Genomic DNA, 12,612 nt, shown 5'->3' with positions numbered 1-12,612 from the left:
ATATACTTTGTTGCTTAGGAATATTGGCAGTTTCCCCCTCAATCATACTCATTTCTAGAGGGGGGGGGGGCAGTGAGTATCCTTGGCTTTGCCTTTAGGATCCTATCTGTCCCACTGCTCCCACAGGCGTCTAGCATCTTTCAGCAACAAACAGCTAGCTTCACATGAAAATTGGTATCATACCAGCTATAAATCAACAAGCTTTTAGAAAAAATCTAAACCATATTTAAATCCATACACGTTTGTTGTCAATTCTTTTGGTGAATCCTTTCGAATCAAGTGTTTCGAGGAAAGGAATCATATATTTTCTAGAAAGGCCTAATACATCCTTTGCATCAGCTACTTCAAATTCCGTACCTGTTTTTGCTTTTAGTTGCGAAACGGCTGTCCGAAAATGATCCCCATGCCATGCATATTGTTCATCGATGGGCACAATCGTCTCGTCTTCTTCAAAGAAATGCTTCAACTCCTGATGTAGATCTGCTGGAATTCCTGAAGTCTTTAGGTAGTCTTGAAAATATACAACCTTGAATCCATCTTGCTTTAACTGTTCTAGTAAATTCTCAGCGCGCTTTTGCCAATTCTTTGGAACACTAGGTTGATAATCAGCTAAGTGAAGGAATTGACCTTTTCGGTTGAATTGCTCCTGCTTGATCCCCTGGTCAAGGACATATTCAATTAGCTGCTTTGGTGCTGAGTCCTGCATACTTTGCAGGAGAACGGCTTTATTCAAGCCTTGTTTCATCGTATGTTGCAGGTGATATTGATGGAGACGGTCAAATATGTCTTCCTCAAGCAAATGAACTAGTTTAGCAGTTGTATAGTCTTTTCCGTTGAAACAGATAAACTCATCCCCACTTAGCTCATGTGATAATACGTCCTCATCCAGTGCAGTTTGCTTCACCAGCTCATGAATGGGTAAGCTTTTGCTTTCCCATAAAGCGGCTGTAATCCGCTCTTTTGGAGTCCCCACCTTCTTTTTCGATAGCTTCTCAATGGTCTGGTTTCCAAAGCGATATTTCTCTCCATTCGGATCAATGACCCAGCCTCCCCCAATGGTTTCTTGGGGGCTTGGGCGTCTCAGAATGAATCGATCTCCTCGTTTGGTGACAATCTCTTCATCTAACCGAAGCTGACAAAGGATTTCATCCGATTCTTCCTTCAATTCGTTCCGGTCAAAAAAGACGATTCGGCCCATCACCTCTGCTGTTCCAATATGACATTTAATTGGCATACGCTGTTTGACCAAATAATCCAAATCAGAAGTAAAGCGGACGGATACATCGATGGTATTGGTTACGATGAAATGCTCTGATGAAACAAGAACATCTCCACGAACGACATCGTCTTTGGAGACACCCGAAAGATTAATCGCTGTTCGTTGCCCAGCATATGCTCTTTCAGCGGGTTGATGATGAACCTGGAGCTGACGTGCCCGTACTTCTTCCCCTCTTGGCATAATCTGTAAGAGCTGCCCTTCTTCTACAGTCCCCTCATAGACGGTTCCTCGAACGACCGTACCTTGGCCTTTCACCGTAAAAACCTGGTCAATTGGCAACCGAAATGCCCCTTTCGAATCTCGCACATTTTGTGCTTTCAACATATGTATAATCTGATCTTTTACCACATCTATCCCTTTTTTCGTTAGACTATCAACTAACACAAAAGGGGCCTCCTCAAAGACTGTGCCTTGAAGCTCTTCTAAAATATCGTCCTTCACGAGATCAATAAATTCATGATCGACTCGGTCAATTTTCGTAATCGCTACTATGCCCGTTTGAATGCCTAGAAATCGAAGAATCTCCAGGTGCTCTCGTGTTTGCGGCATGACGCCTTCATCAGCAGCTACGACTAATACAACGAGATCAATCCCCGCCACTCCAGCAATCATTTGGCGAATAAACCGCTCATGTCCAGGAACATCGACTACTGAGATTTGCAGTTCATCGTCTTCATGTAATGGAGCAAATCCAAGCTCAATGGAGATTTGCCTTTCTTTCTCCTCTTTTAATCGATCGGTATCGATATTCGTTAATGCTTTCGTTAATGTTGTTTTTCCATGGTCTATATGACCAGCCATTCCGATTGTAAAATATCTTTTGCTCATCGTTTACTGCCACCTACTTTTATGATGCGAACCGAATCATTCAGTTCATTTCTACTTTTAGAAATTATATCATTCTCCTAAACCGGAAGACAAAGGGAACGATGTATGAAAATTTTCATCTAACCCATTATAAAGATATCAATGAAAAAGGAGGTGCTCTGATGCCTGGCTGGCTACAAGCTTTGATTTATCTCCTATCTGCGCTCATTTTGCTACGTATAGGGGGGAAGCGAAGCTTTTCACAAATGACTCCAAGCGAGGTGGTTGTCATGATCGGAATTGGAACGGTATTGGTTCACCCCTTGAAATCCGATAGTTCTCTTACAAGCGTTTATCATGGTGCATTAATTATTGGAGGACTACTCATCATTTCATGGGTACAGCTTTATGTTCCGCGCACGAAAAGATGGCTTATGGGAGAGCCGATTCTACTTATACAAGATGGGCAAATTATACATGAGAATTTACGAAAGACGAGGATGCCAGAAGATGAATTGAAAATGATGTTACGTCTTAATCAAGTAAACGATCTGACAAAGGTGAAATCGGCAAGTCTTGAGGTAAGCGGAGAGCTTGGGATTGAAATGAGAAGCAGCGAAGAGCCGGCAACGAAGAAGGATATCGAAGAGTTAAAAGCGCTCTTTCAAGCCTTACAAGCTACGCAATCCCATCCAGCCTTCCCTCCTGCTGCGCAGAACTCAAATCAAAATCTCTTTCATCAGGTACAAGAAGTACAGCATCATGACCCCCTTCAATAAATGGTTGACGAATCCCCTCCTATTGCTACAATAAACCTACACGGACTGAAACGGAGGAAGATTCATGTACGAGACAGATACATATATTCGGAAGCTCCTCATGAAAAAAGAGGAGTTTCCATCACAGCATCACCACCCGTTTAATTTACCAATGATCCAATCGATTGATGAGCTGACATTCCACCCGAATGTTACGTTTCTAATTGGAGAAAATGGTATGGGGAAATCGACGTTACTTGAAGCAATTGCCATTAGCGCAGGCTTTAACCCTGAAGGTGGTTCATTAAATTTTCAATTCTCAACATTTGATTCCCATTCCATACTTGAACAATATGTTCGCTTAGTTAAAGGGGTAAACAGACCATCTGACGGATTTTTCCTTCGAGCAGAAACCTTTTACAATGTGGCCTCGCAAATAGAAGAGCTAGATAGCGATCCTTACTCAGGAGGAAAGGTTATTGATTCCTTTGGCGGTGTTTCCTTGCACGAGCAATCACATGGTGAAGCCTTTTTTGCTACATTTTCCAATCGATTTCGAGGAAAAGGACTCTATATTTTAGACGAACCAGAAGCCGCACTTTCCCCATTAAGACAATTATCGATGCTTACGATTATGGATGAACTTGTGACCGATGATTCACAGTTTATTATCGCCACCCATTCACCGATCATCATGGCCTACCCCCATGCAAAAATACTAGAGTTTACGACAGAAGGTGTCCAAGAAGTAAAGCTAGAAGAAACCAATCATTATCAACTAATGAAACAATTCTTCGATGACAGGGACCGCGTCCTCCATCATTTGCTCGGCAACTAAATGAAAGACAAAAGAGAATGGGACTTAACTTAATCACTCCTTCTCAAAGACGAACAATGACTTTATTCAAATTTTTTAGGTTGTAAAAACAAGTTCGTTCCTCCTGCACTTCAGGTTCTCGCTTTCCGCGGGGAGGAAGCTGAGCCTCCTCGCTGCGCTTTGGTGTCTCAGCCTTTCCTCTATTTCCCTTAGTAGTCGAGTGTCTTCCGCTCCATTCCACTATTTAAAAAAAACTTGTTTTCCGAACCAACAAAAATACCCGAACGAGTAAAAGGAGATAACTCCTAATCATTCGGATAGACCATTGACTGAAACACGTATGTCCCAGCCTCTTTATTTCATTTAAAGACAGTGTGGTCACTTTCTATAAATCTACCTGTTGCTTACATAATGGTATAAAACGCCCATGTAATCAGTGCAATGCCTGCTACACCCCACCTGGCTGTTCCGACAACCCACCAAATAATCGAGGAATTCGTTGGATTTGGTCGATGCTCTATTTTTCTTTTCGTGAAAGAAAGGAAAACGAATCCAGCTATGATGAAACCAATCGTTATCCAAAGGAATAGGTTCACTCTCATTTCCCTCCCTACTTGGCGGAACCATCTCCTAGTGTATCAATGTAATAGAAGATAGATTGTCATATTTCTCTTATTTATTCTTTTGTTTTTTCAATAGGAATTCTTCACTTGCTAATTCGTTATTAAAACGAAGTTCATCCTTCGCACGATTATAAGAAACTGTTTCTAAAACATTAGTCTCACTTTCAACGTAAGCTATTTGAACATTCCCGTTGGTTTCTAATGTTATTGTATAAGTTTCCCCTTCATGTACAAAAGTAGGAGAATCTTTAATTCCGTTGGATGTTTATGGATCTGAGAATGCTGCCAGTGACTGTATTGGAGTGGCGAGAAATAATAATAAAACACTAAAAACTAGTAAAAACCTTTTTTCATGTCAATATCCCCTTTTTATTTAAAAAGGATAACGCTACCATATTTTACAAAGAAAAGATTTTTGATATGAAAAATAATTAGTAAATTTTACAAAAACAGGAGGTTTGAACTAGAATGAAAACATTTTTAGTTATATTAGGAGGGTTGTTAGGAATAATAGTTGGAGCAATCATGTTATCTATAGGTGATGAATATACAACCTTTCAAACTAGATTCCTTTTAAAGTTAGTTGGCCTTCTATTTTTTATTGGAGCAGTGTTTTTTGTTCAGAGGTATTGGAGTTCTTTAAAATAGGAGATCAATTAAGAAAAATATCCCCCCGGTCTATATTTGCTGAGGGGATTTCATGTGTTTGACTTCTGATTCACTAATTGACTCCAGTAACATTTTATCATCATGCTGCCAAAGGTGGTATGGCGCACAGAGAAAGTCCTCTCCATACAATTTCATTTGGTCAATTTTATAGTGGGAATGTACTTTTTTTAGCTGGATTTTGCCGTAATAGGGGTACCGTCAGGAAAATGCGCTTATTTACAACGTTAAGTATATAAAAAGTAAATAGCCAATCTCATTGTAAAAAGGGATTGGCTTATACCTACATTCTAGTCCTAAAACTATTCGAAATATTTTTTTATTTTTTCTACCGGAACTTCTTTATCTGTTTCATAATATTGATCATTTATCTTTATCATTTTATTAAAAAAAAGAATTTGGTCAGATCCAATGTTAGCAAGATACTGGTATCCTTTAATTTCTTCATCTGAGACTTTTAATAAATTTATTTTTTCAAATAATAATAGAAACTCTTTCACCTTTTCTTCTTCGACTATTTCAACAGTCTTTCCAGTTTTACCATCCCTAAGTTCAATAATATTCTTTTCTCCTTTAGTAATAAAATTATTAAAACTATCCCACTTTGTTTCATTTGTAGTGAATCCACAAGCTGTAATAACCGATAATACGATAGCTATTAGTAAAAATGAAAATACTTTCAACACTAATCCCTCCTCCTAGTCCATATTAATTATATGCTATAAAACCGAAAATTAAAAATAATCAAAATATTATTTTGAAAAAAAAGGAAATTATTCAATTCATATTTATGTTGGACCCGTACTGCACTTTAGCAAAGTAGATAACGAGTATGCTATGAGTTTAAGTAATAAAAAAGTTGAAAAAAAATCAAAACTAAAATTAAATGCACCATTAAGCTATGAAAATATTGAAAAATATGCAGATGCTACCTCAACTGTAGAACCTGAGCAAATTGGTACACAAGCAGTCACTAACTACAAATATAAGCTTATTTCTGGTGTACCGGATTATACATGGGATATAGGTTGTGCGCCAACTTCAGGAGCAAATATCGTAAAATATTGGGATAGCCGAGGATATCCCAACCTTGTTGGTACATCTCAAACTACTCACAGTTTGATTGACCAATTAGCTACAAGTATGAACACAAATCGTAGTACCGGGCGAACCTCTGTTACTAACATGAGAACTGGAATGATAAATTTTGGGGGAGCAAGGGGATACGGAGTAACAGTAACTACTTATTCGGGTTCTTTTAGTACTCATATGAACGAAATTAATGCAGGTAGACCTGATTGGGTTACAACTGCCAATCATCCAGTTTGGGGTGATCATGCAATGACTGGCGTTGGCTATGAAGAATATTACAATACTAGCGATTTTACTTGGTATCGCTAAGTAATCTTACATGATACTTGGAGCAGCACTCCTGTAGATTACTGGATTAAATGGACTTCTTATTTTGACTATGTAATAAAGGTACAACCAAATTAAATTGACATTGATTATAGTTATCTTCAAAAAGACATTGGTAAAATTAAGTAATTGTAATTTATATGTTTGAATAGTTTCTTAAATGCAATTCAATAATTCTTGAAATAAATGGATACCTTTCATAGGTGTCCATTTTATTTTTGAGGTGGATAAATATTAGAAAAGGAAAGATGTCATATTTATGCGATTGATTGTTTAATATTATGAGCCAATAAATGAATAATGAATGAAAATTTATAGAATATTCTAAAGTTAACTAATTATCTATTTTTCTCTAAGCTTTCGCTAAAACGCAGCCTGACTAACTCCTGTAATCGTGCATATAACCTTTACTATTATCGGTAGTTTTACGCAATTCAATCGCATGATTCATACCAGCTGCCAATTCCAACAAGTTAGACGGGGTTTCTCTTGAAAAAGGAAAGCTGTCAGTTGCACGCTTAGAAAAAGATGTTCCGGAAGATGCAAAAAAGTTTAGTGCGAGCCTTTATCAAATGCTGCCAAGAATAAAATTAACTGATTTACTAATGGATTTTGCTCATATAACAGGATTTCATGAGCAATCAACTCATGCTTCCAATAATCGAAAACCAGATAAAGAAGAAACAATCATTATCATGGCTGCCCTTTTAGGAATGGGAATGAATATTGGCTTGAGCAAGATGGCTGAAGCCACACCCGGACTTACATATAAACAATTAACCAATGTATCTCAATGGCGCATGTATGAAGATGCCATGAATAAAGCCCAAGCTGTATTAGTAAATTTTCATCCCACAACTACAATTATCTACCTATTGGGGAGACGGTACAACATCCTACTCGTTCTCCATCCACGATATACCGTTGTTTCAGGTTTTTGACCATCCCAATGACATCCAAACTTATCATGGAATTCTCATGCGGCTAGCTTGGTTTGGATTGGAGTCGTAAGCATGATCATCATCCTCCTCTCCTCATTAAAGGGTTCAAAAGACGCACAAACATCACAACCAGCTTTACATACGAATTCATAAAACGAGGCTGGAACATAACTTAATGACTCCTTCTCAAAGACGAACAATGACTTTATTCAAATTTTTTAGGTTGTAAAAACAAGTTCGTTCCTCCTGCACTGCCGGTACTCGCTTTCCGCGGGGAGGAAGCTGAGCCTCCTCGCTGCGCTTTGGTGTCTCAGCCTTTCCTCTATTTCCCTTAGTAGTCGAGTGTCTTCCACTCCATTCCACTATTTTAAAAAAACTTGTTTTCCGAACCAACAAAAATACCCGAACGAGTTAAAGGAGATAACTCCTAATCATTCGGATAGACCATTGACTGAAACACGTATGTCCCAGCCTCTTTATTTCAGTTAAAGACAGTGTGGTCACTTTCTATAAATCTAGCTGTTGCTTACATAATGGTATAAAACGCCCATGTAATCAGTGCAATGCTTGCTACACCCCACCCGGCTGTTCCGACAACCCACCAAATAATCGAGGAATTCGTTGGATTTGGCCGATGTTCTATTTTTTTTTTCGTGAAAGAGAGGAAAACGAATCCAGCTATGATGAAACCAATCGTTATCCAAAGGAATAGGTTCACTCTCATTTCCCTCCCTACTTGGCGGAACCATCTCCTAGTGTATCAATGTAATAGAAGATAGATTGTCATATTTCTCTTATTTATTCTTTCGTTTTTTCCAATTGTATGGTACTTTTGCCCACTCAAACAACAAATAGAAAAATAAAGCAGCAAGGCATATTCCCATATTTTCGATCCACATCACATCTTTATGTGCAATAAACTGCCAAACGGTTGCGCTGAGAAATATGGCGAATATCATCTTAATCATTTCACTAAACATAATAACACCCCCATCTTACTGCATGGCCTATAAACTTTGCTTTACTTAAAATGGTTTTATCAGGATTGGTTATAAGTATCCTCTGTTCCCCTTACTCTGTATAGAAAAACACCTAATAAAAATAAGACTCCTGAAATTGTAGATATATTGAAGACTGTACTTATACCTTCAAAGAAGGCGGCGATAAGATTACCAATAATTAAAAATCCACCAATACTGAAGAATATGAAGGATAATTGCTTGGGCTCTTCATAAGAATATTTTTTTCTTTTAAACATATGAAATTCCACCTCCTTATTGAGTGTAACTTATTAGTGAACCTTTAGTAAATATTCCCTATTATTCAATTATGAAATAACTCGGTGCGAGACGACGCCTACGGGAGTAGTGGGACAAGTGAGACCTCTCTGGCGAAGCTTAGGATTCTCACCGCACGCCTCGCGCAAGCAAAAATCCAGGAGAGGAAAAGAAATCCATGTTTCAAGAGCAACAATGGATACGAAAACAGCCTCTTAAATACATACATGCCCTATCTTTTTTTTACACAATCATACGGGTCAATATGAATGGTTTCAAAGTTTCCTTTCGAATGTTTACGGAATTGGGAGATTAATACGTCTGTATCGTTGGTTAGTTGATAGAAGATCAATCGATATTCGGCTCCATCCGTTCCGATAAAAACAATTGTCTTCACGTAGCCTTCTTGTGTCGTAGGAAGCTTCTTTTTTATTAGTTGACACCAGTTTCCGTACATAACCTCTACAACTGCTTCCGCATCATGCTGCCAAAGGTGGTATGGCGCACAGAGAAAGTCCTCTCCATACAATTTCATTTGGTCAATTTTATAGTGGGAATGTACTTTTTTTAGCTGGATTTTGCCGTAATAGTAAGCAAAATAGGTGAGTCCCTTTGAGGACCCCTCAATCGTTTCGAGTTCAATGAAATAAGACACAACTTCATTTTCATCAGGTAATCTGTTCAGCTTAATTACATTTAGATGTCCGATTCCTCTAAACGATTGGAGATATTCCTGATAGGAAACGTTTTTGTGATAGTCCTTAGTGAAAAACTGGTACGCAATGGGGTAAGGAAGCTTCGCCATCCCCACCGTCCCGCAGCCACCCATTTGGCTCGGAGTGAGATTTTCTGCTTCTCTTAACACACTAAGATAGGCTAATACCGTTCCCTCTGCTGTTCGAGTGAGTGTAGCAGGCAGTTTCATTTCGTTGACGTCTTTATCATAATATGGATCAAAAAAGTGATGATCCGTAAAGAGGGTATTTTTTATTGGCAGCGAGGAAGGACGGAAGTATGTTTCAACATCTCTACCCGGAAACTGCGAGGATTGGCTTCTATCAAGCGGTTGACCATAGTTCTGTCGTTCATATTGAGCTCCCATAACAAGGGATAAATTTTTGCTTTTAGAAAATTTTTGCTTTATCTTCTGAACGAATCCTTTCACCTACAGTCCCCCCTTTCACCTTATCTAAATCTATTCCGTATGTTTGGAGATTAGTTGCAAAAAATCCCCGTATTGATTTTCTGTAGATATTTAGCGAGTGACTACTCACTTTTTATTGACTTCTACAGATTTATTGGGTAATATCACTTTGTAAGTGATTACTCACTATCGAAGAAGCTGGATTTTGTATAAAAATGACCTATTAAGAGAAATGAATCAACCCTCCTTCTCTATGAATGTATAAGTCTAGTTACTTGATCCGCTACTTTTAGGCAACAACGTTTGGGAGGGTGAGATCTAGTTGATTTAGGGCCATTAAAAAAAATGAATATGGAGGTTTTATCCGAATGAAATTTTTCAAAAACAAACAAGTACTGCTCACACCACTGATCGCTTTTGCTATTCTATTGATTTTCTCGTTAACTCTGTTTCCATCAGTACAGCCACAACCTAAAAATTTACCTGTTGCGATTGTAAATGAAGATCAAGGTGTGGAGCTTCCCAATCAGCCAAAAATGAACATAGGGGAAACGATGGTTGATATGATGCAAGACCGTATATCAACGGATGATGAAGCCCCAGTTGTGAAATGGGTGGAAGTAGAAACCGAAGAGGATGCGAAGAAAGGGATGGATAATCAGCAGTATTACGCTGCCTTTGTCATTCCAAAAGAGTTCAGTGCCAAGCAGGCATCCTTACAATCTCCTTCCCCATCTTCGCCAGAAGTGCGAATCTATATCAATCAAGGTATGAACACGGCCGCAGCAACTATGGCTGGTCAGCTCCTTCATAGCATGGTAGAAAACATGAACAACCAAGTTCGTACCCAATTGCTTGATGGGTTCGAGCAACAAGGAGTTACATTAACTACAGCTCAAGCTCGGAGCATAGCCAATCCCATTGCAAAAACTGTTACAAATGTGAATGAAATTGGCACCAATAGTGTAAATGGTAATGCGCCAGTTTCTTTATTCCAACCTTTATGGATGGCAAGCATAGCAAGTGCAGCGATCCTGTTTATGGCGGTTCGAAAAATATCTGTTGCGAACCGAAAAGAGAGCTTAATGGCAAAATCTGCTCAAGTACTAATGGGGGCGATTATTGCACCATTGATTGGATTTGGCTTAACCTGGCTAGCGGATGCATTGATTGGATTAAACATTCCATCATTTTTGGACATAGCCTTATTTCTATCCATTACTTCTTTCAGTTTTTATTTATTGATTTCTGCTGTTCTTTCCCTTCTAGGGTTTAGAGGAATTCCTATATTTGTGTTACTGCTTTTCTTCGGTGCCCCATTACTGGCAATGGCACCTGAAATGATGTCAGCTTTTTATAGAGATTGGATCTATTCTTGGTTACCTATGCGGTTTATGACAGAAGGTTTGCGAGAATTATTCTATTTTGAAAATAGTTTATCATGGAATTCTCAAGTGGCTAGCTTGGTTTGGATTGGAGTCGTAAGCATGATCATCCTCCTCCTCTCCTCATTAAAGGGGTCAAAAGACGCACTAACATCACAACCAGCTTTAAAAACGAATTCATAAAACGAGGCTGGAACATAACTAAATGACTCCTTCTCAAAGATAAACAATGACTCTAATAAAATAGTTAGGTTGTAAAAACAAGTTCGTTCCGCCTGCGCTGCAGACACTCGCTTTCCGCGGGGAGGAATCTAAGTCTCCTCTCTGCGCTATGGTGTCTTCAGCTCCATTCCACTTTTATAAAAAATTTGTTTTCCGAACATACAAAACAGCCGGACTAGTAAAGGGGATAACTCCTGATCGTTCGGATAGATCATTGACTGAAATACGTATGTCCCAGCCTCTAATTTTCTCCATTAAAAATCGCAAGCAGTCTTACAATTCTTCGTGTCACATCAATTCCTCCATACAAGATGCTTCCATTTGGTGAGATTATTTGAAATACCATCTTAAGGCATTTGAGTAAAGGATTTTATCGGCTGCCTTTTGATCAAATAAATGCTGAACAAGTTCAATATCTGAATACAAAAAGGGACGCTTGGCTCTAGTAGATGGCAAATCTGTACCAAACATCAATGCATCAGGGTTTGTTGCATAAATCTCTGTTAAAGCCGATTCCACATTCAAATTCACTCGACCAAACCCCGAAGCTTTAACGCGAACGCCCTTATCAACTAATTTCAATAATATAGGCAAGCCTTCTTCAGACAAGCCTAGATGGTCAATGGAGATGGCTGGTAATTTCTCTATAACCTTGGAAACTTCAGCTAAATTAGCAGCGTCAATGTATAGCTCACAATGCCAGCCTACAAGATCAAATACTCTTCTTGCAAAAGAATCAAGCTTTGATATATCTTCAGAACCCCCACGTTTACAGTTAAACCTTACTGCTCTCACACCGTGATGATGGAGTCTTAAGATGTTTTCATCCCTCACATCATATGGAAGCTGTGTCACCCCACAAAAAGTTGGACCAAGTAGTTTTAGAGCATTCAATAAATAGGCTTGATCAAACCCTTGGAATGATCCAGAGACAATTGCTCCACCTAATACATTCAAATTTGCTGTTTCAAGAAGGTAATCTTTCAAGCCATACGATGGGGGTGTATAGCCTTGGTTTTCGATAATCGGAAAATCATCATCGATTATATGAAAATGTGCGTCAAATAGCCTCAATCTATCTCCCCCTCTTCTAACTCAAAGGTAACAAAGAGATTGACTAAATAAAATAACAGGTTATTTATCGTAAAGAATAAGCTATTCTTATAAATGGACAAAAATCCGCTTACAAAGTATATGAATTTGTTGGGAAATGAATGCAAAAATCGTTTCAACTTCCTTCAGCATCCTTAACACATTCCCAAATGTAAATGGAT

General features: G+C 38.6%; 13 protein-coding genes and 1 pseudogene. 6 read left to right on the top strand and 8 right to left on the bottom strand.

Going from position 1 to position 12,612, the window contains the following annotated elements:
* Positions 1-226: 226 nt before the first annotated feature.
* Positions 227-2,107 carry a selenocysteine-specific translation elongation factor gene (gene selB / locus LS684_RS09990; RefSeq protein WP_233811431.1) on the bottom strand — a complete coding sequence of 627 codons (1,881 nt, stop codon included), beginning with the start codon at positions 2,105-2,107 and terminating at the stop codon, positions 227-229.
* A 161-nt stretch (positions 2,108-2,268) separates the two neighbouring features.
* Between selB and LS684_RS09985 the strand changes: the two genes are divergently transcribed.
* Positions 2,269-2,865: a DUF421 domain-containing protein gene (locus LS684_RS09985; RefSeq protein ID WP_233811430.1), complete on the top strand. Its 597-nt coding sequence runs from the start codon at positions 2,269-2,271 to the stop codon at positions 2,863-2,865.
* 64 nt (positions 2,866-2,929) lie between these two features.
* Complete coding sequence (locus LS684_RS09980; RefSeq protein ID WP_233811429.1) at positions 2,930-3,682, top strand: AAA family ATPase; 753 nt, start codon at positions 2,930-2,932, stop codon at positions 3,680-3,682.
* A gap of 383 nt (positions 3,683-4,065) precedes the next feature.
* Here the strand turns inward: LS684_RS09980 and LS684_RS09975 are convergent, their stop codons facing one another.
* Positions 4,066-4,257 carry a hypothetical protein gene (locus tag LS684_RS09975; protein ID WP_233811428.1) on the bottom strand — a complete coding sequence of 64 codons (192 nt, stop codon included), beginning with the start codon at positions 4,255-4,257 and terminating at the stop codon, positions 4,066-4,068.
* Between the two features lie 495 nt (positions 4,258-4,752).
* Here LS684_RS09975 and LS684_RS09970 point away from each other — a divergent pair, with 495 nt between their 5' ends.
* Complete coding sequence (locus LS684_RS09970; protein ID WP_233811427.1) at positions 4,753-4,932, top strand: hypothetical protein; 180 nt, start codon at positions 4,753-4,755, stop codon at positions 4,930-4,932.
* A 320-nt stretch (positions 4,933-5,252) separates the two neighbouring features.
* Here LS684_RS09970 and LS684_RS09965 read toward each other — a convergent pair whose 3' ends face one another.
* Complete coding sequence (locus LS684_RS09965) at positions 5,253-5,636, bottom strand: hypothetical protein (RefSeq protein WP_233811426.1); 384 nt, start codon at positions 5,634-5,636, stop codon at positions 5,253-5,255.
* A 151-nt stretch (positions 5,637-5,787) separates the two neighbouring features.
* On the opposite strand from LS684_RS09965, the gene LS684_RS09960 reads away from it, so the two are divergent.
* Positions 5,788-6,351 carry a C39 family peptidase gene (locus tag LS684_RS09960; protein WP_233811425.1) on the top strand — a complete coding sequence of 188 codons (564 nt, stop codon included), beginning with the start codon at positions 5,788-5,790 and terminating at the stop codon, positions 6,349-6,351.
* A gap of 473 nt (positions 6,352-6,824) precedes the next feature.
* A pseudogene (locus tag LS684_RS09955) lies at positions 6,825-7,272 on the top strand (Tn3 family transposase); the annotation flags it as partial.
* A gap of 564 nt (positions 7,273-7,836) precedes the next feature.
* Here the strand turns inward: LS684_RS09955 and LS684_RS09950 are convergent.
* The 4 genes from LS684_RS09950 to LS684_RS09935 form a co-directional block, all read right to left on the bottom strand.
* Positions 7,837-8,028: a hypothetical protein gene (locus LS684_RS09950; protein ID WP_233811424.1), complete on the bottom strand. Its 192-nt coding sequence runs from the start codon at positions 8,026-8,028 to the stop codon at positions 7,837-7,839.
* A 76-nt stretch (positions 8,029-8,104) separates the two neighbouring features.
* Positions 8,105-8,290 carry a hypothetical protein gene (locus tag LS684_RS09945; protein WP_233811423.1) on the bottom strand — a complete coding sequence of 62 codons (186 nt, stop codon included), beginning with the start codon at positions 8,288-8,290 and terminating at the stop codon, positions 8,105-8,107.
* A 59-nt stretch (positions 8,291-8,349) separates the two neighbouring features.
* On the bottom strand, positions 8,350-8,568 hold the full coding sequence (locus LS684_RS09940; RefSeq protein WP_233811422.1) for a hypothetical protein: 219 nt from the start codon (positions 8,566-8,568) through the stop codon (positions 8,350-8,352).
* A 251-nt stretch (positions 8,569-8,819) separates the two neighbouring features.
* Positions 8,820-9,752, bottom strand: a complete 933-nt coding sequence (locus tag LS684_RS09935) for a hypothetical protein (RefSeq protein WP_233811421.1) — start codon at positions 9,750-9,752, stop codon at positions 8,820-8,822.
* A 347-nt stretch (positions 9,753-10,099) separates the two neighbouring features.
* On the opposite strand from LS684_RS09935, the gene LS684_RS09930 reads away from it, so the two are divergent.
* Complete coding sequence (locus LS684_RS09930; RefSeq protein ID WP_233811420.1) at positions 10,100-11,299, top strand: YhgE/Pip domain-containing protein; 1,200 nt, start codon at positions 10,100-10,102, stop codon at positions 11,297-11,299.
* Between the two features lie 369 nt (positions 11,300-11,668).
* On the opposite strand, the gene LS684_RS09925 is transcribed toward LS684_RS09930, so the two are convergent.
* Positions 11,669-12,412 (bottom strand): amidohydrolase family protein, encoded by a 744-nt coding sequence (locus tag LS684_RS09925; protein WP_233811419.1) that lies wholly within the window; start codon positions 12,410-12,412, stop codon positions 11,669-11,671.
* Positions 12,413-12,612 lie beyond the last annotated feature (200 nt).

It is taken from the genome of Cytobacillus spongiae, from assembly GCF_021390075.1.
This window is presented reverse-complemented; position numbering and strand designations above follow the sequence as displayed.